The organism is Streptomyces sp. iso_384 (genome assembly GCF_056172905.1).
Map to the genome: position 1 here is coordinate 4,479,295 of NZ_JBWBTT010000001.1, position 22,749 is coordinate 4,502,043.

Here is a 22,749-nt window from a genome sequence, read left to right on the forward strand (position 1 = left end):
GCCCCGCCGGCGACCGTTACTTGCCCATGACGAGCCCGTCGCCCTTCGCTCCCCGGCCGAGCACCACGGTACGGATGCGGTCGCGGATCTCGCGGAGGTGTTCGGCCCCTTCGTCGGAGGAGTCGAGGGAGGCGTTGAGGTTGACGGCGCGTCCGGTGGCGGTGTCGTACCACTGCGGCACGAACTCCGCCTTCTTCACGGTCCAGCGCTCACCGGGTTTCCCGGGCGGCGCGAAGGTGAAGCGGCCCATCGAGCTCTGGTTGCCGCGCGGGTCCTGGGCCCCCTCGTAGTTGATCATCGCTCCGGCGACCTGGTCGCCCATGCCGTAGACGACCCAGGTGCCGTTGACCTTCTCGTACGCCTGCGGCACATGGGCGTGGGTGCCGATGATCAGGTCGATGTCGGGGCGGCCCCGGTCGGTGGAGGCGGTGAGCCGTCGGGCCAGCTCCAGCTGCTGTGCGTCGGGCTCGTCCTGCCATTCGGTGCCCCAGTGGGCGGAGAGGACGACGACGTCGGCCCCGGCGCGCCGGGCCGCCCGGGCCTCCTCGACGATCTTGTGCTCGTCGGTGACATTGACCGTCCAGGGCCGGCCGGCGGGCAGCGGGATGTCGTTGGTGCCGTAGGTGTACGCGAGGTGGGCGACCTTGGCCGCGCCCTTGCCCGGCCCGGCGGGCAGGATCGTGGGCCGGGCGGCCTCGGCGGCCGTACGGGCGGAGCCCGCGTGCCGGATCCCCGCCTCGTCCAGCGCTCCGAGGGTGCGCGAGACGCCCTCGGCCCCGTCGTCGAGCGTGTGGTTGGAGGCGGTGGAGCAGGAGTCGAACCCGGTGGCGCGCAGGGCGGCGGCGACCTCGGGCGGCGACTTGAAGCTCGGGTAGCCGGTGTAGGGGCCGCCCTCCTTCCCGTACACCGTCTCCATATGGCAGAACGCCAGGTCCGCGCCGGAGACGACCGGGGCGACGCCCGCCAGCATCGGGGCGAAGTCGTAACCGGCTCCGTCCGCGTCGGCGGCCGCTTGGTCGATGACGGAGGAGTGCGGCAGGACGTCGCCCGCGGCCAGCAGCGTGAACGGGCGCGGCCCGTCGGCGTCCTGGCCGCCCGCGCCCCGGGCGGCGGCGGGCGGTCCGCTCGGTGCGGGGGCCGGGTGCTGCTGGCCGGTGCAGCCGGTGGCCGCGGCGAGCAGAAGGGCGAGGGCGGCCACGGCGCCCGGTCGGATGCGCTGCGTCATCTGCTCGACTCCATGTTCGGATGATGAGGACCATCCGACTACACAGATTTTCATATCGGATAAGCAAGGAGCATTGCCGCATACCTAGCTGAACTGGTCGTACCGGCAGACCCCGACGGCCCTTCGACCGTTCACCGCACCATTCGCCGCACTGAGCGACCGCTCGTCGCACGCCTCGGTGCACCGCCTGTTCCCGCGCCGCCGAATGCGTTCGGATACGCCAGTCGGCAACGAGGCCGTCAGGGGCCTCGGCGGGAGAGGACGTTCATGAACACCACGACGACGACCGACGAGCGGACCCTCGCGGAGTTGCAGCGGGAACACGGCCCCGCCCTGTTCCACTTCCTCCTCGGCCTCACCTTCGGGGACCGGCAGCGGGCCGAGGACCTGGTGCAGGAGACCCTCGTACGCGCCTGGCAGCATCCCGAGGTCTTCGACGCGCCCTACGACTCGATGCGGCCGTGGCTGTTCACCGTCGGCCGCCGCCTCGCCATCGACGCGCGGCGCTCCCGCCAGGCCCGCCCGGTCGAGGTCAGCGCCACGGTGCTGGAGAGCACCCCGGACGCCCTGGACACCGCCGACCGTGCCGTGCGCGCCCTGGACGTCCGCGAGGCGGTCCGCACCCTCAGCCCCGAGCACCGCGCGGTGCTGGTGCAGATCTACTTCCGCGGGCTGAGCGTCGGCGAGACGGCCACGGTGCTCGGCATCCCCGCCGGGACCGTCAAGTCCCGTTCGTACTACGCCCTGCGGGTCCTCTCCCGCACCCTGCCCGGCTACTCCCGCAGGTCCTCGGCCCGGAGCAGCGCCAGCAGGGCGGAGGCCTCGGCCACCTCCACATAGACCCGGGTACAGGCGTCGCAGCCCTGGAGATGGCGGGCGACCCGGCAGGCCTCCTCCGCCTCCAGTGCGTCCAGGACGTACGCGCCCAGCAGCAGGCGCACATGCGGGTCGTCGCCGGGGTCGGCACTCATTCACAGCCTCGTATCTCCTGGGCGATCCTCCCCTTCTGCCCACGCGGGGCGCCCGCCCCCGGTTCAATGCTGCGTGAAGCCCGGTACCGAGCACGGAAAGAGGCGAGACGGGATGCGTCCCGAGGATACGGATGGGACCGGCGGGAACGGGCTCCAGGTACCGATGACCTGGCTGTCCACCGAGTACATCGCCGACGAGCTGTTACGGACCGGCGATCTGATGGAACCGTCGACGCTGGAGTTCCGGGCCGGACGCGACGCGCTCGCGCTGACGATGTTCCTGTGCGCGTTCCCCGGGGACACCTCCGCCGCCCGGGCCCTGCCCGAACGCCGGGTCGACGAACTGCGGATGCTCACGGCGTACGAGTGCACCTGGCGCAGCTGGGTCTGCGAGCGGCTGGCGGAGGCAGGACGGTACGCCGCGCCCGGCGATCTTGATCTGGCGCTGGCACGGGCGACCTGGCGCTGGCTGGAGGAGACCGAACTGCTCGCGGCGGACCTGGAAGCGATCGGCCCCGCCTCCTGGGGGCCGTCGGCCGATGCCGCGGAGGAGGGCGAGGTCCGGGTCTGGACGCCCGCCTGGCAGCTGGGGCTGCCGCTGGGACATCTGGCCGTCCATCTGTGCTGACGGCCCCATCCTTTCGAAGCCTGCGCCCCGTTCTCAGGAACCGTGCACGCCCGCACGGTACTTGGGCAGCCGCAGCGTGATCTTCATGCCCGCTCCGACACCGGTCTCGATGACGAGGCCGTAGTCGTCGCCGTAGACCTGGCGCAGCCGCTCGTCCACGTTGAGCAGCCCGATGCCGGTGGACGTACCGCCCTCGCCGCGCAGGATCTGCCGCAGCCGCTCGGGGTCCATGCCCGTCCCGTCGTCCTCGATGACCACCTCGGCCTCCGAACCCGCATCCAGGGCGCTGATGGTGATCCGGCTGCGGGTGACCGCCCCTTCGAGGCCGTGCTTCACGGCGTTCTCCACCAGCGGCTGGAGGCACAGGAACGGCAACGCGACCGGCAGCACCTCGGGGGCGACCTGGAGGGTCACGGCGAGGCGTTCACCGAAGCGGGCGCGGACGAGGGCCAAGTACTGGTCGATGGAGTGCAGTTCGTCCGCGAGCGTGGTGAACTCCCCGTGCCGGCGGAACGAGTAGCGGGTGAAGTCGGCGAATTCCAGCAGCAGTTCGCGGGCCTCCTCGGGGTCGGTCCGGACGAACGAGGCGATGGCGGCGAGCGAGTTGAAGATGAAGTGCGGGGAGATCTGCGCCCGCAGGGCCTTGATCTCCGCCTCGATGAGCTGGGTGCGGGAGCGGTCCAGCTCGGCCAGTTCCAACTGGACGCAGACCCAGCGCGCCACCTCCCCCGCCGCCCGGGCCAGCACCGCCGACTCGCGCGGGGCGTAGGCGACGAGCGCGCCCAGAACCCGGTTCTCCACGGTGAGCGGCACGGCGACGGCCCAGCGCAGCGGACAGTCCAGGTCGGCGCAGCCACTGTCGAAGGCGGTGCCCCGGCCGTTGTCCAGCAGCACCTTCAGGTGCTCCATCACGTCCTTGCCGTGGTGATGCCCGGCCCCGTCCCAGACCAGCACCCGCTCCCGGTCGGTGAGGCAGAGGGCGTCGGTGCCGAGGAGGGAACGCAGCCTGCGGGCGGAGCGCCGGGCGCTCTCCTCGGTGAGCCCGGCCCGCAGCGGCGGAGCGGCCAGCGACGCGGTGTGCAGGGTCTCGAACGTGGCGTGCTCGACGGGCGTGCCGACGTCGCTGGGACGCAGCGGGCGGGCGGTGCGGCGGCCCAGCCAGAACCCGGTGCCGAGCAGCAGCGCGACCAGCACGACGAGGACGGCGATCGCGGCCCCGGTCATCGTTCCCTCACCGTGCCGCGCGCCGACGTCAGGGCCTCGGGCAGGTGGAAGCGGGTCATGGCGGCGTTGGTGCCCGGAGGTATCCGGCCCGGGGTGGCGAGCGAGACGAGGATCATCGCGAGGAACCCTACGGGGACGGACCAGACGGCGGGCCAGGCGAGCAGGGCGTGCGGCCAGCCCGGTGGGCGTACGGCTCCGCTGACGGTGATGGCCACCGCGAGGAGCGCGGACCCGCCGCCGAGCAGGAGCCCCGCGACGGCCCCGGGCGGGGTGAGCCGTCGCCACCAGATGCCGAGGACGAGCAGCGGGCAGAAGGAGGAAGCGGAGACGGCGAAGGCCATGCCCACCGCGTCGGCCACCGGCACCCGGCTCACCAGCAGGGAACCGGCGAGCGGCACGGCGATGGCGAGGACGGTGGCGAGCCGGAAGTGCCGTACCCCGCGCGAGGGCAGCACGTCCTGGGTGATGACCCCGGCGACCGCCATGGTGAGCCCGGAGGCGGTGGACAGGAACGCGGCGAAGGCCCCGCCGGCGATCAGCGCGCCGAGAAGATCGCCGCCGAGTCCGCCGATGACCCGGGCGGGCAGCAGCAGAACGGCGGCGTCCGCGTCTCCCCCGTACCGCAGTTCGGGTGTGTAGAGCCGGCCGAGCGCCCCGTAGACCGGCGGCAGCAGATAGAACAGGCCGACCAGGGCGAGGACGGCGACGGTGGTGCGGCGGGCGTCGCGGCCGTTGGGGCTCGTGTAGAAGCGGACGACGACATGCGGCAGGCCCATGGTGCCGAGGAAGGTCGCCACGATCAGCCCGTACGTCGCGTAGAGCGGATGGTCGGCACGGAAGACGGCGAGCTGGGCGTCGAAGCTGACCCGGGGCCGGCCGTCGCCCTGCCAGGCGAGGACCAGGAAGAGAGCCGGGACCAGCAGGGCGGTGAGCTTCAGCCAGTACTGGAAGACCTGGACGAAGGTGATGGAGCGCATGCCGCCGGCCGCGACGGCGGCGGTCACGACCGTAGCGACCAGGACGTCGCCGAGCCAGCCGGGTGCGCCGGTGAGGATCTTGAGGGTGAGTCCGGCGCCCTGGAGCTGCGGTACGAGGTAGAGCCAGCCCGCGCCCACGACCAGCGCGCTGACCAGGCGGCGGACCTGCCGTGATTCGAGCCGGCCCTCGGCGAAGTCCGGCAGGGTGTACGCCCCGGAGCGGCGCAGCGGCGCGGCGACGAAGACCAGGAGCACCAGATATCCGGCGGTGTAGCCCACCGGGTACCAGAGCATGTCGGGGCCGTGGACGAGGACGAGCCCGGCGACGCCGAGGAAGGAGGCGGCGGAGAGGTATTCGCCGCTGATCGCGGCGGCGTTGAGGCGGGGGCGGACGGTGCGGGAGGCGACGTAGAAGTCGGAGGTCGTACGGGAGATGCGCAGGCCGAAGCCGCCGACGAGGACGGTGGCGAGGACGACGAGGGCGACGGCCACCCAGGACGCCATGTGGTCGGGGGTGCTCACGGGGCGGGGCGGCCCTCCACCAGCCGGGCGAAGTCGCGTTCGTTGCGCTCGGCCCGGCGGACGTACCACCAGGCGGCGAGGGTGAGCGGCGGGTAGGTGGCGAAGCCGAGGACCGCCCAGACCAGGGCGGAGCTGTTCAGCGCGGCGAAGAGGAGCGGGAGTGTGCCCGCGACGAGGGCGAGGACGCCGAAGACGGTGAGCCCGGCGCGCAGCTGGCCGCGCATCAGCGAGCGCACATAGGCACCACCGAGGGCCGTCTGCTCGTCGATCTCCGACTGGGTGCGGTAGCGGGGCAGCGGGCGCACCCGCCGCGGCTCCCCCGTGACCACTTCGCGCCGGGGCGTTGGCTCTGCGGACATGGGCTCGGAGTGTAGGCGTCGGCGGGTGGTGCTGGGAAGGGAACGAGGAAGGTCGCCCCAGGTCAGCGGCGGCCTCACGGCTTCGGTCAGCGGCCGCCCTGGCGCATCAGGAGGTCGCGAAGGGCGCGGGTGTGGCGGCGGCTGACGGCGAGCTCGGCCTCGCCGATGCGCACGCTCATGCTGCCCGCGTCCAGGCGCAGTTCGTCGATCCGGTTCAGCGCCACGAGGTGGCGGCGGTGGATCCGGACGAAGCCGCGCGAGCGCCAGCGCTCCTCCAGGGTGGTGAGCGGGATGCGGACGAGATGGCTGCCGCCGGCGGTGTGCAGGCGGGCGTAGTCTCCTTGCGCCTCGGCGTACGCGATCTCGTCGATCGGGATGAAGCGGATGACGCCGCCGAGCTCGACCGGGATCTGGTCGCCCGCGCTGTCGTGGACCGGTGCGGACCGGTCCCCCACCTGCTCGGCGACCCGGCGGACGGCCTCGGCGAGGCGTTCGCGGCGGACCGGTTTGAGGACGTAGTCGACGGCCTTGAGGTCGAAGGCGTGGACGGCGAAGCCCTCGTGCGCGGTGACGAAGACGATGAGCGGGGGCGCGGCGAATCCGGCGAGGAGCTGGGCGACGTCGAGTCCGGTGAGTCCGGCCATGTGGATGTCGAGGAAGACCACGTCGATGGCGGACGGGTCGTCGGGGCCGGCGTCCACCGCGCCGCCGATGCGGCGCAGTGCCTCGGTCGCACCGGTGGCGCCCTCGGCGCTGCGGACCCGGGGATCGGCGCGCAGGAGGTAGAGGAGTTCCTCCAGGGCGGGTTGTTCGTCGTCGACGGCGAGTACGCGCAGCATGAGGCCGGAGTTTAGGGGCTCGGGGGCCTGATGGCTTGAGTGATGTGTGGCTTGTTCCCGTACCGCAGTACATGCAGACGACCGAACCCCACATCCGGGTGGGGGCCTATGCCCTGGGCGTGCTCGGGAGCACCGACACCTTCCGGTTCGAGGAGCATCTGGGGGACTGTCCCGGTTGCCGTGAGCGGGCTCGGGAGTTCGCCGGGGTGCGGGACGGTCTGGCGGTGGCGGGGCCGCCGGCGGCCCCGGGGCCCGGTCTCGCGGAGCGTCTGACGGCCGTGGTGGCGACCGCGCGGCGCAGGGCGGGGCGACGGCGGCTCGCCCTGGTGGCGGCCGCGGTCGTGCTGGCGGTGGGCGGTCCCGCGTGGGTGGCCGGTGTCTCGGGCGGCCCGGCGGACGGGGCGGATGTGCAGCGGTGGTCCGGGAGCGACGGGGCGTCGGGGGTGGCGGCGGTCGTGACGGCCGCGGGGCACGAATGGGGGACGGCGGTGGCGCTGGAGGTGGCGCGGGTTCCGGTGGTGGGGGTGTGCGCGCTGGTCGCGGTGGGCCGGGACGGCAGCGAGGAGACGGTGGGCAGCTGGTCGGCCGGGGGCGCGGGCGAGGGGCCGGTGGAGGTGTCGGGCGGGGCGGCGCTGCGGCCGGAGGGCATCGACCACTTCGAGGTGCGGACGGCGGGCGGGCGGCGGCTGGTGACGGTGACGCGGTGAGCCGGTGAGCCGGGGGGGTGTGGCTGAGAGTGCGGTGGGCCGGGGCGGTCACTTCAGGAACTTGGAGAGCCTGCGGTCCGCCAGCGGCTTTCCGCCGGTCTGGCAGGTCGGGCAGTACTGCAGCGAGGAGTCGCTGAAGGAGACCTCCAGGATGGTGTCCCCGCAGACCGGGCAGGCTTCTCCGGTACGTCCGTGGACCCGCATCCCGCTCTTCTTCTCGGCCTTGAGCTTTCCGGCCTCCACCCCGCTGGAGCGGGCCACGGCGTCCTTCAGCGTGGTGCGCAGCGCCGTGTGGAGGCGGGCGACGTCGCCCTCGCCGAGGTCGGCGGTCCGTTTGAACGGGGACATCTTCGCGACGTGCAGGATCTCGTCGCTGTAGGCGTTGCCGATGCCCGCGATGAGCGACTGGTCGCGCAGCGCGCCCTTGATCTGGCGGCGCTCCCCCGCGAGCAGCGCGGCGAACGCGTCGCGGTCGAAGGCGTCGGCGAGGGGGTCCGGGCCGAGGCGGGCGATGCCGGGGACGTCCATGGGGTCGTGGACGAGGTGGACCGAGAGACGCTTCTTGGTGCCCATCTCGGTCAGGTCGAAGCCGTCGCCGTCCGCGGTGACCAGGCGCAGGGCGAGGGGCCCCTTGCCGGGGCGGGGCGGGGCGGCCGGAAAGGAGTCCTTCCAGCGGAGCCAGCCGGCCCGGGCGAGGTGGGTGCAGAGGTGGAGCCCGCCCGCTTCGATGTCGAGGAACTTGCCGTGCCGGGCGACCGAGGTGACGGTCCTGCCGTCCAGGGCGGAGAGCGGCGGGTCGTACGTCTTCAGGACGCTGATCGCCAGCGGGAGGACGCGGGCGATCTCCTTGCCGACCAGATGGTCGTCGAGGAAGACCCGCAGGGCTTCGACTTCGGGCAGTTCGGGCATGGCTCAAGACTGCCGCAGCCCATCGGCGGCTGCCTGTCAGGACACCGGCGTGCGGTCCGTGCCGGTGACGACGGCGTGCAGCTCGGTGAACTCCTCCTCGACGGCCTCGGCGAGCCGGTCCAGATCAGGCAGCGCCTTGCCGTCGGCCACCAGGCCCACATGCACCCGCCCGCCGTAGGTGGACAGGGCGACCGCCAGGGACTGGCCCCGGGCCAGCGGCGCCATGGGGTAGAGGGCGGTCAGCGGGCAGCCGCCCAGCGAGAGCGCGGAGCGGGGCAGCGGCACGCTGGTGACCAGCACGTCGAACAGCATCCGGGCCGCGTTGGCGGCCAGCGGTGCGCCGAACCGGTGGGCCAGCGGTGGCAGTTGGTCGGCGAGTACGGCGACGGCTCCGGCGCCCTTGAGCGGGCCGGCCGCCTTGTTGCGCTCCATCGCGGTCCGGACCGCCCGGAGCCGCTCGCGCGGGTCGGCCGCGGTGACCGGCAGGCCGAGCAGATAGGCGGAGAGCCGGTTGCCGGAGGCGGCGGCACCGCCGGGCCGCCGCCGGGAGACGGGGACCAGGGCGCGCGGGTCGGCGGCGGGCAGCACCTCGCCGCGCCCGGCCATCCAGCGGCGCAGCGCCCCGGCGACGACGGCGAGCAGGATGTCGTTGGCGGTGCCGCCCTCGACCCGCCGGATCCGCTGGAGGTCTCCGGCGTCGAGGTCGGCGGTGGCCAGGCGGCGGGTGCCGCTGGAGGGCGCGGTGAAGGCGGACGGGCCCCACAGGTCGAGGCGGCCGGCGCGGACGACGGAGGCGCCCACGCCGAGGGCCCGGCCGACCTCGCCGATCCGTCCGAGCGCCATGCCCGCCATTTCGCGGGGGTCGGGCAGCCAGGAGCGGGGCGGGACGGCGGGGCGGCCCCGGGCGACGGTGCGGGCGCTGGTGACGGCGGCGATCTCGTCGAAGATCCCGGCCCCGATGGCGACCGCCCGCATCCCGTCGGCCAGGGCGTGGTGCAGCTTGACCAGGACGGCGAAGGGCCCGCCGTCCGCCCCGCCGATGAGATACATCCGCCAGGGCGGCAGGCCCCGCCCGAGCGGTCGCTCCATCAGTTCGCCGGCCAGCCGGGTGGCCTCCGCCATGAAGTCGCCGTCGGCCACGACGACGCGTTCGACGTGCCGGTGCACGTCGAAGCCCTTGTCCACCGTCCAGGCCTTGCCGCCGACCGGCAGCAGGACGTCCCGTACGCACATGCGCAGCCGGGGGATCGCGGCGGCGCGGGTCCCGAGCAGATCGAGGATCCGTTCCGGACCGGCGCCGGGCGCCGGGGCGAAGACGGCGAGCGCGCCCAGGTGCATCGGATGGGCGTCCGATTCGAGGTGCCAGAATGCAAGATCGAGCGGGGCGAGTAGCTCGGTACCCAACGGGGGCCTCATGTCGTCGAAGGCGGCAGGGCCGAGTGCGGCCGGTGCCCGCAGTCAATCCTTTGCGGTCGGTTACGGTCAAGCACAGACATGTTACGTACTGTTACGCCGGCGTGCGGGGTTCAGCGGGCCGGGATGAGGAACTCGCACCAAACGCATTTGCCGCTGCCCCGCGACTCCACGCCCCAGACGTCGGCCAGCCGGTCGACCAGCATGAGGCCGCGCCCCGACACCCCGGACTCCCCGGCGTCACGTCGCCGTGGCAGCGCGCTGGAGCGGTCCTCGACGTCGACGCGCAGGCGGCGCTCGGTTCCGGCGAGCACCCGGATCGTCACGATCGCGCCGCCGTCGGTGTGCATGAGCGCGTTGGTGATCAGTTCGTCGGCCGCGAGCTCGATCTCGTCGGCCCGGTCCTTCGCCCCCCAGGCCCGGACCGCGGCGCGGATCATGTGCCGGGAGGAGCTCAGCGCCTCGGGGTCGTTCTGGGCGACGTGCTGCTGGAGCCGGCCGCCGGGCTGCGGGGCGTGCGCGGCGCGGCGGCGCAGCAGCAGGACCGCGACATCGTCCTGGCCGCCGCGCCCGTCGACGGCGTCGCAGAGTTGGTCGGCCAGTTTCTGCAGGTCGTGGGGGCCGTTGGTGACGAGGGTGGTGAGCAGCTGCATGCCCTCGTCGAGGTCGGAGCCCGGCAGCTCGACCAGGCCGTCGGTGAACAGGATCATCGTCTGGCCGGGGTCCAGCTCGACGGTGGAGACCGGGTACTCCAGCCGGCCGAACTCCGCCGAGAGGCCGAGCGGCAGGCCGCCGTCGGACGGCATCCTGCGGCAGCTCCCGTCCACGTCCCGCACCAGCGGGTCGACGTGTCCGGCGCGGACCACCTGGACGACGCCGGTGGTGAGGTCCACCTCGGCGTAGGTACAGGTGGCGAAGCGGTCGGTGTCCAGTTCATGGAGAAAGACGGAGGCGCGCGCCATGACCGTGGCGGGACTGTGCCCCTCGGCGGCGTAGGCGCGCAGGACGATCCTGAGCTGCCCCATGACTGCGGCGGCGTGGGTGTCGTGCCCCTGGACGTCCCCGATGACGGCGCCGACCCGGCCGCCGGGCAGCGGGATCAGGTCGTACCAGTCGCCGCCGATGTCGCGGCCGAGGCGGGCCGAGCGGTAGCGGACGGCGACCTGCGCCCCGGGCACGGACGGGATCCGGCGCGGCAGCATCGCCTGCTGAAGGCCCTCGGCGAGGTCATGCTCCTGTTCGTAGAGCATGGCGCGCTGGAGGCTCTGGGCGATCGAGGTGCCGAGCGCCATCAGCAGGTTGCGCTCGTCGGCGGTGAAGCCCGCCTTGTCCCGGTAGAGGAGGCCGAGCGCGCCGATCGGGCGGGCCTGGGCGATCAGCGGCATATAGGCGGCGGAGGTGATCCCGAGGTGGCTGATGTCGGGCCACAGGACCGGATACGAGGTGGCGAAGTCCTCGGCGGACTCGATGAAGCGCGGGGACAGGGTGCGGACCACTTCGCTCATCGGGTACTGCTCGTCCACCCGGGTGTACCGGGTGCCGGGGACGTACGCGCCTTCGGGGCCGTCGGCCACGAGGTGGATGCGGCCGGACTCCAGCAGGCCCATGACGAGGCTGGTGGCTCCCAGGTGGGCAAGCCCCTGGGAGTTCTTGAGGACGGCGATGACGTCCTTGACCGTACGGGCGTGGGCCAGCGCGGCGGTGGTGCCCTCGACCAGGCTGGTGCGCTGGCGGCGCTCGTCGTCCAGCTCGCGCCGGGCGGTGGAGTCGGCCAGCTCCTGGGTGGCGTCGCGGACGATTCCGATGATGCGGCGCGGGCGGCCGGTCCCGTCCCGACGGACGAACCCCTGGGTGTGGGTCCAGCGCAGGGTGCCGTCGCGCCGCAGGATGCGGAAGTACGCGCCGTAGTTGGTGCGGCCGCTCTTCAGGGCGTGCGAGACCATCCCGTCCAGCCGCTGGGCCTCGTCCGTGGGCACGCGCGGCGACAGCGAGGCCGGCCGGTCGTCGTACTCGTCCGGGGTCAGGTCGAACACACCCAGGGCGGCCTGGTCCATGTGCATGAGGCCGGTGTCGAGATCCCAGTCGAAGCTGCCCATACGGTTCAGGGCGAGGCTGAGGTCCGGGTGGGCGGGCCAGTCGTCGGGGAGTGACAGGGCACCCGCTACCCGATCATCCATATCGGCCACTCTGCCACCATTTGTCTGATTCTTCGACTGGTTCTACGGCGCTCGGGTCAGCCGGCGAACACGTCGCCGAGGCCCGCCTCCATGGGCTCGTCCGGCCCGTCCGGCCCGATGAGCCCGTCGGGCCCCACGGGCTCCTCCGGTTCGGCGGGGAAGACCTGGGTCGGCTCGGGCGCGACGTCCGGGTCGCCCTCCTCGTAGTCCCATGGCTCCTCGGGCGGCGGGTCGCCGAAGTCGTCGGAGGACTCATCGGGGCCGGGGTCCGTCGGCGCCTGCGGCTCGGAGGGCGCCGGTTCGGACGGCGGCGAGTCCGGGGGCGCGGACTCGGTGGGCCTGCCGGGCGACGGGAAGAGCAGCTCGGCGTCGGGCTCGAACGGCGGCGGGTCGTCCGGCGCGCGGTCGCGGCCACCGCTGTCGCCCATGGCCCGCTCGATCCAGCTGTTGTCGTCGGCGTTCACGATGATGAGGCTGGTGGCCGCCTTGACGCCGGGCTCGATGGCGAGGATGCGCGCAGGGTCGTAGCCGGGCCAGCGCTCACCGCGATGGGCGACCTCTCCGTCGGCGACCACGGGCGGGCCCAGCGGGTTGCCGCAGGCGCAGCGGACGCGGGGCATTCCCCGGCTGTCGACCAGGACGGCGGTGCCCGCCTGGAGCACGGCCTGGAAGGCGGTGGCCGAGCCGGCACTGTAGCCGTGGTTGGTGACCTGGGCGTCGGCGCGCAGGACGACCGGGGTGAGGGACTTCAGATAGCCGGGGATCTGCACGGCTTCGACGCCCGCCGCCTCGGCGAAGGCGCTCGCCTTGTCCTTGTCGTCGGTCAGCAGGGTCGTCTGCTGTTCGACGTCGCAGGCGGCGACCGAACGGGTGCCGCCGTAGAGCCCGGGGACGGCGCCGGAGACCGGATGGACCGTCCGGGTGGCGGAGGTCGGTTCGGCGTCCGGTGCCCCGGTGGGGGAAGCGGAGGCCGTCGCCCGCGCCGTGGAGGCGGTGAACGGTCCTGGACCCGGGGACGCGAGCGACTGGAGGAGGACGTCCTTGGCCTCGGCGGTGCCCGTGGTGCCCTTGGCCGTCCGGTCACCGCCGTTGTCGCAGCCGGCCACGGCGAGCAGCACTCCGGCGGACACCGCGGCGAGCGCGGTACGCCGGAAACGTCCTGGTGAGCGCACAGAGCTCTCCTGCCTGTCCCTGAGGAACGAATGGGTGTCACCATCTGTGCCGCACCGGACACGGACCCGCAAGCGGAACGACCGGCCACCACCCCGTCTTGAACGCGTTCAAGAAACCCTCTACTCTCACATCCAGAACTTGAACACGTTCAAAGCAAGGGGGGGTCCGTCATGTCCGCACTGGTCAACGCCATCGTGATGCTGGGCATGCTCGTCGTCGTACCGGCGGGGCTGCGGCTCTCCGGGCGACAGGAGCTGGAGCGGATCCGCCGGCTCTGGCCGCTCTTCGCCGTACCGGGCTCCCTCGCCCTCTGGCTGCCGCGCGGCACCACGGCCACGGCGCTCGCCTGCTGCTACGCACTGGGCACCGTCCTGCTCGCCCTGCACGCCCCACGCCGGGCGGTCCGCGCCCAGGACCTCGACCCCGCCGGGGTCGCCATGCTCACCGCACTGGTCACCCCGGCCGTCGCCGCGACCGCCCTGGTCGCCGAGCGTTCGGGGCACGAGCTCTTCGGGTTCGACCTCGGCATCCTCGCGCTGACCGTGCCGCACTTCCACTACGCCGGGTTCGCCGCCGCCCTGATCGCCGGTCTGGTCTGCCGGGTCTCGGACGGCCCGGCGGGCCGCTTCGCCGCACTGAGCGTGCCGGTCGGCACGCTGCTCGTGCTGGCCGGCTACTTCATCGGCGACTGGGCCGAACTCGTCGGGGCGGTCGTCCTCACGGCCGGGATGTGGACGGTCGGCCTGCTCACCTGGCGCATGGGGCGCGCCGACGGCCGGGACCGGACGACCCGGCTCCTGCTGCTCACCTCCGCCGCCGTCCTGGTGGCGACGATGCTGCTCGCGCTGAGCTGGGCGCTCGGCGAGGCGACCGGGCTGCCCCACCCCACCCTGACCTGGATGGCCGCCACCCATGGCCTGGGCAACGCGCTGGGCTTCGCGCTCTGCTCACTGCTGGCCTGGCGGCGCATCCGTACCGAACGAACCGACCGCACCGCAGGACTCACCCGCACCGGAGGCAGGACCGCATGAGCACCCTCACCTACCCGGAGGTCGGCGCGACCCGCCTCGGCCCGCTCCCCCGGGGCTACCACCACCTCCACCACCGCACCCGGGTCGGCCGGGGCGAGGCGGACCTCGCGGCCGCCGGCGCGGCGATAACCGAATGGCGGATGCACCGCGCGTCCGGCGCACGGGTGGAGGCCCCGGCCCGGCGCGCGGAGCCCGGCGGCAGCGTCCGGGTCTCCCTGGGGCTTGGACCGCTGCGCTTCACGGCTCCCTGCGAGGTGGTCTGGACGGCGTACGGGGAGGACGGACGCACCGGCTTCGGCTACGGCACCCGGGCCGGGCATCCGGAGCGCGGCGAGGAGTGCTTCGTGGTGGACCTCGCGGACGACGGGACCGTGTGGTTCACGGTGCTGGCGTTCTCGCGCCCCGCCTCCTGGTACACCCGGCTCGCCGGGCCGCTGGTACCGCGCGTGCAGCACTGGTACGCGCGCAGGCTCGGCCGCACGCTGCGCCGGATCGTCGCCGCGGGCTGACTCCTGGCCGATACTGGCAGGGATGGAATGGTTCACCGCGGACGGCTACTGGCTGAGCCGGCTGATCTTCCAGCGGGCGCTGGCCGTGGTCTATCTGGTCGCCTTCCTCTCCGCCGCGCTCCAGTTCCGGGCGCTGATCGGCGAGCGCGGCATGCTGCCCGTCCCCGCGTTGCTGCGGCGCACGCCCTGGCGGGCCGCTCCGGGGCTCTTCCGGCTGCACTACTCGGACCGCTTCTTCGCCGCCGTCGCCTGGAGCGGCTGCGCCGTCTCGGTCGCGCTGATCGCCGGTCTCGACGGCTCGCTGCCGCTGTGGGGCGGCATGCTGCTCTGGGCGCTGCCGTGGGTGCTGTATCTGTCGATCGTCCAGGTGGGGCAGGTCTGGTACGGGTTCGGCTGGGAGTCACTGCTGCTGGAGACCGGGTTCCTGGCGGTCTTCCTCGGCTCCGGGGACACGGCCGCGCCGGTGCTGGTGCTGTGGCTGCTGCGGTGGCTGCTGTTCCGGGTGGAGTTCGGCGCGGGGCTGATCAAGATGCGCGGGGACGCGTGCTGGCGCGAACTGACGTGCCTGGACTTCCATCACGAGACGCAGCCGATGCCGGGGCCGCTGAGCTGGTTCTTCCACCATCTGCCCCGGCCCGTGCACCGGATCGAGGTGGCCGCCAACCATGTCACCCAGCTGCTGGTGCCCTTCCTGCTGTTCACCCCGCAGCCGGTGGCGAGCGCGGCCGCCGGACTGATGGTGCTCACCCAGCTCTGGCTCGTCCTGTCGGGGAACTTCGCCTGGCTGAACTGGCTCACCATCGCACTGGCGCTCTCCGCGATCGACTGGACCCCGCCGGCCGGTCCGCCGCCGGCCCAGGTCGCACCGCCCCTCTGGTACGAAGTGATGGTCTTCGCGGTGACCGCCCTGGTGCTGGTGCTCAGCTACCGCCCGGTGCGCAATCTGCTCTCGCGGCGGCAGGCGATGAACCGGTCCTACGATCCGCTGCACCTGGTCAACACCTATGGCGCGTTCGGCTCCATCAGCCGGATGCGGCTGGAGGTCGTGGTGGAGGGCAGCGCCGATCCGGTGGTGCACGAGGGCGCCGAGTGGCGGGAGTACGGCTTCCGCGGCAAGCCGGGCGATCCGCGCCGGCTTCCGCGCCTGTTCGCCCCGTACCATTTGCGGCTCGACTGGATGATGTGGTTCGCGGCGCTCTCCCCCGCGTACGCCCGCTCCTGGTTCGGGCCGTTCACCGAGCGGCTGCTGGAGGGCGACCGGGACACGCTCCGGCTGCTCGGTCACAACCCGTTCCCCGACGGACCGCCCCGGCAGGTGCGCGCCCGGGTCTACCGCTACCGGTTCACCGGGCTCCGGGAGCTGCGGGCCACCGGGTGCTGGTGGCACCGCACCTACGTCCGGGAATTCCTGCGGCCCGTCTCCCGGCCGCTGCCGCCGGAGCGGGAGGGCGGGGGGACGGGCCGCAGGCCCTAGGAGATCCTCGGGGGTCAGTCGATGCCGGGCAGGATGTGCGGCTCGGCGAGGTCGTCCTCGTATCCGGCGAGCCGGATCGGGGCGGACCTGGCCCAGACCTCGATGTTCCGCAGCTGCTCGGGGCGGCCGGGCCGCCCGGCGGTCCGTTCGGCAGGGCGCATTTCGCGTTCGGTCAGTTCCGGTGTCGTCACCGCGCACTCCTCTGTGTCGCGTCACCCAGGGCGCCGCCGACGCTCCGGCACCGATGCCGTGGCGCGACCGCCCTGTGCGGGGCAGGGATGGTGATATGTGTCGGTCGCGGTGGCGCCGGTTCGGGGCGGAACAGCGGCCGGGTTTCCGACCGTGTCCCAGGACGGTCGAGGAACCTTCGTGGGCCCCTCGGTGGCGTCCGTTCGCCTCAGCGTAACCAAATGAGCGCCGCCGCGCTCGATAGAATGTGTGCGGTAGGTCACTTTCGGCCACTGTTCACGGCAAAAACCCGGCCCAGGAACCATCCTGGGCCGGGTTTCGGGTCGCCGCGCGGAGTCCGCCGGTCCGGTTGAGCCGTTCGGGCTACCAGTTCGCGGGGGCGTAGTCCTTGAGGAAGCAGCCGTAGAGGGCCTCGCCGCCCTCGCCGCGCACGATCGGGTCGTAGACCCGGGCCGCGCCGTCGACCAGGTCGAGAGGGGCGTGGAAGCCCTCCTCGGCGAGGCGCATCTTGTCCGGGTGCGGGCGCTCGTCGGTGATCCAGCCGGTGTCCACGGCCGTCATCAGGATGCCGTCCTTCTCGAACATCTCCTGGGCGCTGGTGCGCGTCAGCATGTTGAGCGCGGCCTTGGCCATGTTGGTGTGCGGGTGGCCCGCTCCCTTGTAGCCGCGGCTGAAGACGCCCTCCATCGCCGAGACGTTGACGACGTACGCGTGCTTCGCCGCGGTGGCGGCCATCGCCGGGCGCAGCCCGCTGATCAGGATGAACGGCGCGGTGGAGTTGCAGAGCTGGACTTCGAGGAGCTCGATCGGCTCGACGTCCTCGACCGTCTGGACCCAGCTGTTGGTGTCGTGCAGGTCCGGGACGAGGCCGCCCGCGTCGATCGCGGTGCCCGCGGCGATCCGGGCCGGCGAGGCGGAACCGGTGACCAGGGCGAGGTCCGTGACCTCCTGGGCGCTCAGGTTCTCCTTGCGGGCGGCGGGCAACGCGGCCACCCGGTCGACCGTGCCGCTGCCGAAGGTGCCGATGACCTCGGCCGCCGGAAGCTCACCGGCGGGCAGCGGGGCCGACTCGGCGTTGACCAGCTCGCTGTACGCGCCGGGCGAGCGGCGGACGGTCTGGGCCGCGTTGTTGATCAGGATGTCCAGCGGGCCCTCGGCCGCGACCGAGTCGGCCAGCGCGACGACCTGGGCCGGGTCGCGGAGGTCGATGCCGACGATCTTCAGCCGGTGGATCCACTCGTCGCTGTCCTCCATCGCCTTGAAGCGGCGGATCGCGTCGTTGGGGAAGCGGGTGGTGATCGTGGTGTGCGCGCCGTCGCGCAGCAGCCGCAGCGCGATGTACATGCCGATCTTCGCCCGGCCGCCGGTGAGCAGCGCCCGGCGTCCGGTCAGGTCGGTACGGGCGTCGCGGCGGGCGCGGTTCTCCTTGGCGCACGACTGGCAGAGCTGGTGGTAGAAAGCGTCGACCTCGACGTAGCGCGTCTTGCAGATGTAGCAGGAGCGGGGCCGCTGGAGGATGCCCGCGATCTCGGCCTGGGCGGAGGAGGAGGGCAGCACGCCCTGCGTCTCGTCGTCGATGCGCTCGGCCGAGCCGGTCGCCGTGGCCTCGGTGACGGCCCGGTCGTGGGCGGTCTTCGCGGCACGGCGCTCCTGGCGGCGGCGCTGCTTCACCGTGCGGTAGATCCCGGCGGTGGCCCGTCGGACGGCGATGGCGTCCGGGTGGTCCACCTCGATCCGGTCGAGCTCGTCGAGCACGCTCAGGCAGACGGCCAGCCGCTCCGGGTCGATACCGGGACCGAACTCCTCGATTCCGGGAGCGAGCTCCGGGCTGTCCTCTGTCACCGTCATTGCCGTTCCTCTGTCATCTTCTCGCCGCGGATCGTGGTTCACCGCAGGCCGAAACACACCCCGCCCAAGTTTGCCATGCGCGGGCCACTGCTCCGTTCGAGCGGTGTACGAGCGGCCTCCTGCGGAAGGGGCGCGGAAAGGCCCGCAGGAAAGAAGCGGAAAAAGAGAGGCATGACTTCGCGGGCACCGGGCAGGCGACCGTCCGACACATTGGACAGCAGGGAGGGCGACACCATGACGGCCATGTCAGCGCGAGCCACCGGAACGACGACGCCGCCGGGCGACGAGCGGACCGGTGCGCGGACAGCGGACGTCACCGGAGAGCTGCCCTGGGTCGAGGACGCCGGAAAGATCGCCCCGCAGGACGCACGGGCCCTGTCGAAGATCTTCTTCGACCGGCTCCAGGTCCTGGAGGAGGGCACCCACGAGCACCAGTACGCCCGCAACACCCTGATCGAGATGAACCTCTCGCTGGTGCGCTTCGCCGCGTCCCGGTTCCGCAACCGGGGCGGCGACGACACCGAGGACATCATCCAGGTCGGCACGATCGGCCTGATCAAGGCGATCGACCGGTTCGACCTGTCCCGCGAGGTCGAGTTCGCCACCTTCGCCGTGCCGTACATCGTCGGGGAGATCAAGCGGTTCTTCCGCGACACCACCTGGTCGGTGCATGTGCCGCGGCGGCTCCAGGAGCTGCGGGTGGACCTCGCCAAGGCGAAGGAGCAGCTCTCCGCCGAGCTGGACCGCGACCCCACCGTCAAGGAGCTGGCCGCCCACCTCGACCTCCCCGAGGAGGAGATCATCGAGGGGCTCGTGGCGGCCAACGGCTACTCGGCCGGTTCGCTGGACACTCCCTCCGCGGACAGCGACTCCGGCCAGGAGCAGCGGGCGTACGCCGATGTCCTGGGCGAGACGGATCCGGCCATGGAGACCGTCGAGAACCTGCACACCCTGGCTCCGCTGCTGGACCAGCTCGACGACCGGGAGCGCCGGATCGTGCAGATGCGGTTCGGGGCGGAGATGACGCAGTCGCAGATCGGCGCGGAGCTGGGTGTGTCCCAGATGCATGTGTCGCGGCTGCTCAGCAGGATCGTCCGGCAGCTGCGCAAGGGGATGAGCGTCGAGGTGTGAGTCCGCGGGTTCCGTCGCTCGCCTATGCTTCCTGACGATCAGGCCGGACGAGCCGCGCCGTCGTACGAGGGGGTGGAGGGTTGACCGAGTCGCCCGTGGGCACATCACCAGGTCCTGTGGGCATCTCCGGAATTCCCTCCCAGCAGGCCAGGACGGCGGAACCCGTCGAGGCTCCGCCGTGGAACCTCGACGCGTCGATCCTGCTGGTGGAGGACGACGCGGGCGATGCGCTGCTCGTCGAGGAGATGCTCACCGACAGCGAGCTGGACTCCGCCCTCACCTGGTGCAAGACCCTGGCCGAGGCGCGCGCCTTCCTGGACGCGTCCACCACCCCAGTGTGCGTGCTCCTCGATCTGCACCTTCCCGACGTCCACGGCCTGGACGCCGTGCGCCAGATACTGGAGTCCGACAGCGAGGCCGCGATCGTCGTCCTCACCGGTCTGCAGGAGTCCGGCACCGGGCTCCGCGCGGTCGCCGGCGGCGCCCAGGACTACCTGGTCAAGGGCCTCCTGGACCCTGAGGTGCTGGCGCGCGCGATCCGCTACGCCCTCCAGCGCAAGGAAGTGGAACGGGCCACCGCCGCACTGCGCGCCAACCGGCTGACCGCACAGGAGAACGCCCGGCTGGAGCGCGGACTGCTGCCCGTCCCCCTGCTGCGGGACGACCGCTTCCGGGCGCGCGCCCGCTATGAGCCGGGGCGGGTCCACGGGCTGCTGAGCGGTGACTTCTACGACGTCGTGCAGACCTCGGACGGCACGGTGCACGCGGTGATCGGCGATGTCTCCGGGCACGGGGCGGCCGAGGCCGCGCTCGGCGTGTGTCTGCGGGTGGCCTGGCGCACCGCCGTGCTGTGCGGGACGTCCCAGCCCGAGCAGATAGCCCTGCTGGAGGAGATCCTGGTCGCCGAGCGCTCGGACTCGCATGTGTTCGCCACCGTCACCTCGCTGGCGTTCCCGCCCGGGCAGCGGCACGTCCAGATCCTGCGGGCCGGTCACCCCGGCCTGCTGCTCCGTCAGGGCACGGACGTGACCTGGGTGGAGCCCGAGGGAGGGATGGCGCTCGGGCTGCTGCCCGGGACCGGCCGGTGGCCGACGGTAGACGTCCCGCTGACGCCCGGCGCGGGCCTCGTGCTCTTGACGGACGGGCTCTTCGAGGGGCGCGACGGCCCGGACAGCCGCCTCGGGGAGGAAGGGCTGCTCGCGATGGCCCGGGCCAACGGGCATCTGCCGGCCCGTGCGTTCGTCGACGCCCTGGTGGCGGGAGCCGCCGAGGGCGCAGCGCCCTACGGCGGTCTCGCGGACGATGTGGCCGTTCTGCATCTGGGCTGGGGAGCGGAGTCCGATGAGCGGTGACACGACGAGGGACCCGGCGGCCGGCGGCTTCGCCGCGCGGCTGTCGGTGCAGAACTGGGTCCATCTCCTGCTCGGCGGCTTCATCGTGGTGGTCTGCGGCTGCCTGGTGACCGGCGGGCTCGTGATGGCGCGGATCTCCGACCGTACGACCGAACTGGTGGACCGTATCCAGCCCGCCAGATCGGCGTCCTTCCAGCTCCAGAACGCCCTGCTCGACCAGGAGACCGGGATCAGGGGGTACGCGCTGACCGGCGACGACTCCTTCCTCGAACCCTACGAGGCGGGTAAGGAGGCCGAGCAGGATCGCCTCGCGCAGGTCCGCCGCCTGGTCGGGCCGGACAACCGGTACGCCGCCGATCTCGACGCCATCGCCGCGGCGGCGGAGCAGTGGCGGCGGAGCAAGGCCGAGCCGCTGGTCCGGACGGTCCGGGAGATGGGGCCGAGCGAGGCCGCCACCGGAGCGCAGTTGCAGCGCAGCAAGGCGGACTTCGACCAGCTGCGGCAGGCGTACGGCGACCAGCAGGGGCATCTCGCCGAGGCCCGCGACCAGGCACGGGCCGATCTCGGCTCGGCGCACACCACCCGTGACCGGGTGCTGATCGCGCTGGTCGCCGTCTTCGTGCTGACCGTGGTGGCGCTGAGCCTGCTGTTCCACCGGGTGGTGGGCGTCCCGCTGAACCGGCTGCGCGGCGCGTCCGAGCGGGTCAGGTCCGGGGCCTTCGGCACCCGGATCGAGATCAAGGGCCCGTCCGACGTCCAGGCCGTGGCCCGGGCGGTGGAGGAGATGCGGCAACGGCTGGCCGACGAACTGGCCGAGGCGCAGGACCGCGAGGCCCTGCTCGCGGAGCAGACGGAGGAGCTGCGCCGCTCCAATTCGGAGCTGGAGCAGTTCGCGTACGTCGCCTCGCACGACCTCCAGGAGCCGCTGCGCAAGGTCGCCTCCTTCTGCCAGCTGCTGGAGAAGCGGTACGGCGACGAGCTCGACGAGCGGGGCAAGCAGTACATCGCCTTCGCGGTGGACGGCGCCAAGCGGATGCAGGTCCTCATCAACGACCTGCTGACGTTCTCGCGGGTGGGCCGGGTGCAGGAGAGCTGGAAACCGGTCGATCTGGACCAGGCCCTGGACCGGGCCCTGGCCAATCTGAACCTCGCGATCGAGGAGTCGGGGACGGTGATCGAGCGGCCGGAGTCCCTGCCCGAACTGCTCGGGGACGCGACCGCGCTCACCATGGTCTGGCAGAACCTCGTCGGCAACGCGGTGAAGTTCCGCCGGGAGGACGTCCCGTGCCGGATCTCGCTCGACTGCGTACGCGAGGGCGAGGACTGGCATCTGACCGTGTCGGACAACGGGATCGGGATCGCGCCCGAGTTCGCGGACAAGGTGTTCGTCATCTTCCAGCGGCTGCACGCCCGTGACGCGTACGAGGGCACGGGCATCGGCCTGGCGCTCTGCCGGAAGATCATCGAGTTCCACGGTGGCCGGATCTGGCTGGAGCCCGAACCGGGCGAAGGCACCCGCATCCACTTCACCCTGCCTGTGGCGCCCGACGCGCCCACGCACACCACGGCGGAGCTGCTCGCTCCCGCCCTGCTCACCAGCCAGCCGGGAGATCCTTCGTGAACAGCCCTGTCCAGCCCATCGAGGTCCTGCTCGTCGAGGACGATCCCGGCGACGAGCTGATGACCCGTGAGGCCTTCGAGGACAACAAGATCCGCAACACCCTGCACGTCGTGCGCGACGGCCAGGAGGCGCTGGACTTCCTCTACCGGCGGGGCGAGCACACCGAGGCCCCCCGCCCCGACCTGGTGCTGCTGGACCTGAACCTGCCGAAGTACGACGGCCGGCAGGTGCTGGAGCAGATCAAGGGCGACCCCGAGCTCGCCCTGATCCCGGTGGTCGTGCTCACCACCTCCTCGGCCGAGGAGGACATTCTGCGCAGCTACAAACTGCACGCCAACGCGTACGTGACCAAGCCGGTGGACCTTGATCAGTTCATCGCGGCGGTGCGCCAGATCGACGAGTTCTTCGTGACCGTGGTGCGGCTGCCCGGACGTGCGTAGGATCGGGTCCGGATCTCCTGGAGTGGGATC

Annotated in this window: 22 protein-coding genes; 10 read left to right on the forward strand and 12 right to left on the reverse strand. The window is 72.4% G+C overall.

What is annotated here, in order from left to right; all coding sequences use genetic code 11:
• Window positions 1–16 precede the first annotated feature (16 nt).
• Window positions 17–1,225 carry a CapA family protein gene (locus AC0VY3_RS20115; RefSeq protein ID WP_475550199.1) on the reverse strand — a complete coding sequence of 403 codons (1,209 nt, stop codon included), beginning with the start codon at window positions 1,223–1,225 and terminating at the stop codon, window positions 17–19.
• A gap of 267 nt (window positions 1,226–1,492) precedes the next feature.
• Here AC0VY3_RS20115 and AC0VY3_RS20120 point away from each other — a divergent pair, with 267 nt between their 5' ends.
• Window positions 1,493–2,065, forward strand: coding sequence for a sigma-70 family RNA polymerase sigma factor (locus AC0VY3_RS20120; RefSeq protein ID WP_103507229.1), 573 nt, complete (start codon window positions 1,493–1,495; stop codon window positions 2,063–2,065).
• Here the strand turns inward: AC0VY3_RS20120 and AC0VY3_RS20125 are convergent.
• Window positions 1,999–2,196, reverse strand: a complete 198-nt coding sequence (locus AC0VY3_RS20125; protein WP_103507230.1) for a zf-HC2 domain-containing protein — start codon at window positions 2,194–2,196, stop codon at window positions 1,999–2,001. The genes AC0VY3_RS20120 and AC0VY3_RS20125 overlap by 67 nt on opposite strands.
• A gap of 112 nt (window positions 2,197–2,308) precedes the next feature.
• Here AC0VY3_RS20125 and AC0VY3_RS20130 point away from each other — a divergent pair, with 112 nt between their 5' ends.
• Window positions 2,309–2,824 (forward strand): hypothetical protein, encoded by a 516-nt coding sequence (locus tag AC0VY3_RS20130; RefSeq protein ID WP_103507231.1) that lies wholly within the window; start codon window positions 2,309–2,311, stop codon window positions 2,822–2,824.
• A 33-nt stretch (window positions 2,825–2,857) separates the two neighbouring features.
• Here AC0VY3_RS20130 and AC0VY3_RS20135 read toward each other — a convergent pair whose 3' ends face one another.
• The 4 genes from AC0VY3_RS20135 to AC0VY3_RS20150 all read right to left on the reverse strand — a co-directional run bounded on the left by AC0VY3_RS20135 (window position 2,858) and on the right by AC0VY3_RS20150 (window position 6,745).
• Window positions 2,858–4,048: a sensor histidine kinase gene (locus AC0VY3_RS20135; protein ID WP_103507232.1), complete on the reverse strand. Its 1,191-nt coding sequence runs from the start codon at window positions 4,046–4,048 to the stop codon at window positions 2,858–2,860.
• Window positions 4,045–5,547, reverse strand: coding sequence for a sodium/solute symporter (locus tag AC0VY3_RS20140; protein ID WP_242739301.1), 1,503 nt, complete (start codon window positions 5,545–5,547; stop codon window positions 4,045–4,047). Before AC0VY3_RS20140 ends, AC0VY3_RS20135 begins: the two co-directional genes overlap by 4 nt.
• The gene (locus AC0VY3_RS20145) at window positions 5,544–5,906 is read right to left on the reverse strand and encodes a hypothetical protein (protein WP_030622898.1); all 363 of its coding nucleotides are present in this window, start codon (window positions 5,904–5,906) and stop codon (window positions 5,544–5,546) included. The genes AC0VY3_RS20140 and AC0VY3_RS20145 overlap by 4 nt, the downstream gene beginning before the upstream one ends.
• Window positions 5,907–5,992: 86 nt before the next feature.
• On the reverse strand, window positions 5,993–6,745 hold the full coding sequence (locus AC0VY3_RS20150; RefSeq protein ID WP_030088986.1) for a LytR/AlgR family response regulator transcription factor: 753 nt from the start codon (window positions 6,743–6,745) through the stop codon (window positions 5,993–5,995).
• 71 nt (window positions 6,746–6,816) lie between these two features.
• On the opposite strand from AC0VY3_RS20150, the gene AC0VY3_RS20155 reads away from it, so the two are divergent.
• A complete protein-coding gene (locus AC0VY3_RS20155; RefSeq protein WP_475550200.1) occupies window positions 6,817–7,452 on the forward strand; it encodes a zf-HC2 domain-containing protein in 636 nt (211 codons plus the stop codon).
• A 48-nt stretch (window positions 7,453–7,500) separates the two neighbouring features.
• Here AC0VY3_RS20155 and AC0VY3_RS20160 read toward each other — a convergent pair whose 3' ends face one another.
• The 4 genes from AC0VY3_RS20160 to AC0VY3_RS20175 form a co-directional block, all read right to left on the reverse strand.
• On the reverse strand, window positions 7,501–8,361 hold the full coding sequence (locus AC0VY3_RS20160) for an Fpg/Nei family DNA glycosylase (RefSeq protein ID WP_103506919.1): 861 nt from the start codon (window positions 8,359–8,361) through the stop codon (window positions 7,501–7,503).
• Between the two features lie 36 nt (window positions 8,362–8,397).
• Complete coding sequence (locus AC0VY3_RS20165) at window positions 8,398–9,765, reverse strand: wax ester/triacylglycerol synthase family O-acyltransferase (protein ID WP_475550201.1); 1,368 nt, start codon at window positions 9,763–9,765, stop codon at window positions 8,398–8,400.
• Between the two features lie 122 nt (window positions 9,766–9,887).
• Window positions 9,888–11,951: a SpoIIE family protein phosphatase gene (locus AC0VY3_RS20170; protein ID WP_103507064.1), complete on the reverse strand. Its 2,064-nt coding sequence runs from the start codon at window positions 11,949–11,951 to the stop codon at window positions 9,888–9,890.
• A 56-nt stretch (window positions 11,952–12,007) separates the two neighbouring features.
• Window positions 12,008–13,123 carry a DUF6777 domain-containing protein gene (locus AC0VY3_RS20175; RefSeq protein WP_103507065.1) on the reverse strand — a complete coding sequence of 372 codons (1,116 nt, stop codon included), beginning with the start codon at window positions 13,121–13,123 and terminating at the stop codon, window positions 12,008–12,010.
• Window positions 13,124–13,294: 171 nt separating this feature from the next.
• On the opposite strand from AC0VY3_RS20175, the gene AC0VY3_RS20180 reads away from it, so the two are divergent.
• Genes AC0VY3_RS20180 through AC0VY3_RS20190 form a run of 3 tightly spaced genes read left to right on the forward strand, consistent with a single transcriptional unit; the run spans window position 13,295 to window position 16,138 of the window.
• Entirely contained in the window at window positions 13,295–14,155 is an 861-nt protein-coding gene (locus tag AC0VY3_RS20180) for a YndJ family protein (RefSeq protein WP_475550202.1), read from the forward strand.
• Window positions 14,152–14,664: a DUF1990 family protein gene (locus AC0VY3_RS20185; RefSeq protein ID WP_103507067.1), complete on the forward strand. Its 513-nt coding sequence runs from the start codon at window positions 14,152–14,154 to the stop codon at window positions 14,662–14,664. Before AC0VY3_RS20180 ends, AC0VY3_RS20185 begins: the two co-directional genes overlap by 4 nt.
• A 22-nt stretch (window positions 14,665–14,686) precedes the next feature.
• Window positions 14,687–16,138 (forward strand): lipase maturation factor family protein, encoded by a 1,452-nt coding sequence (locus AC0VY3_RS20190; protein WP_475550203.1) that lies wholly within the window; start codon window positions 14,687–14,689, stop codon window positions 16,136–16,138.
• A gap of 14 nt (window positions 16,139–16,152) precedes the next feature.
• Here AC0VY3_RS20190 and AC0VY3_RS20195 read toward each other — a convergent pair whose 3' ends face one another.
• Together AC0VY3_RS20195 and AC0VY3_RS20200 are read right to left on the reverse strand one after the other, a co-directional pair.
• The gene (locus AC0VY3_RS20195; RefSeq protein ID WP_158101233.1) at window positions 16,153–16,329 is read right to left on the reverse strand and encodes a hypothetical protein; all 177 of its coding nucleotides are present in this window, start codon (window positions 16,327–16,329) and stop codon (window positions 16,153–16,155) included.
• A gap of 361 nt (window positions 16,330–16,690) precedes the next feature.
• Entirely contained in the window at window positions 16,691–18,175 is a 1,485-nt protein-coding gene (locus AC0VY3_RS20200) for an SDR family NAD(P)-dependent oxidoreductase (protein ID WP_475550204.1), read from the reverse strand.
• Between the two features lie 234 nt (window positions 18,176–18,409).
• On the opposite strand from AC0VY3_RS20200, the gene AC0VY3_RS20205 reads away from it, so the two are divergent.
• From AC0VY3_RS20205 to AC0VY3_RS20220, 4 genes are all read left to right on the forward strand, one after another.
• Window positions 18,410–19,306, forward strand: a complete 897-nt coding sequence (locus AC0VY3_RS20205; RefSeq protein WP_103507070.1) for an RNA polymerase sigma factor SigF — start codon at window positions 18,410–18,412, stop codon at window positions 19,304–19,306.
• A 116-nt stretch (window positions 19,307–19,422) separates the two neighbouring features.
• Window positions 19,423–20,658 (forward strand): PP2C family protein-serine/threonine phosphatase, encoded by a 1,236-nt coding sequence (locus AC0VY3_RS20210; protein ID WP_475550205.1) that lies wholly within the window; start codon window positions 19,423–19,425, stop codon window positions 20,656–20,658.
• Entirely contained in the window at window positions 20,648–22,279 is a 1,632-nt protein-coding gene (locus AC0VY3_RS20215) for a sensor histidine kinase (protein ID WP_475550206.1), read from the forward strand. The genes AC0VY3_RS20210 and AC0VY3_RS20215 overlap by 11 nt, the downstream gene beginning before the upstream one ends.
• The gene (locus AC0VY3_RS20220; protein WP_103507073.1) at window positions 22,276–22,719 is read left to right on the forward strand and encodes a response regulator; all 444 of its coding nucleotides are present in this window, start codon (window positions 22,276–22,278) and stop codon (window positions 22,717–22,719) included. The genes AC0VY3_RS20215 and AC0VY3_RS20220 overlap by 4 nt, the downstream gene beginning before the upstream one ends.
• Window positions 22,720–22,749 lie beyond the last annotated feature (30 nt).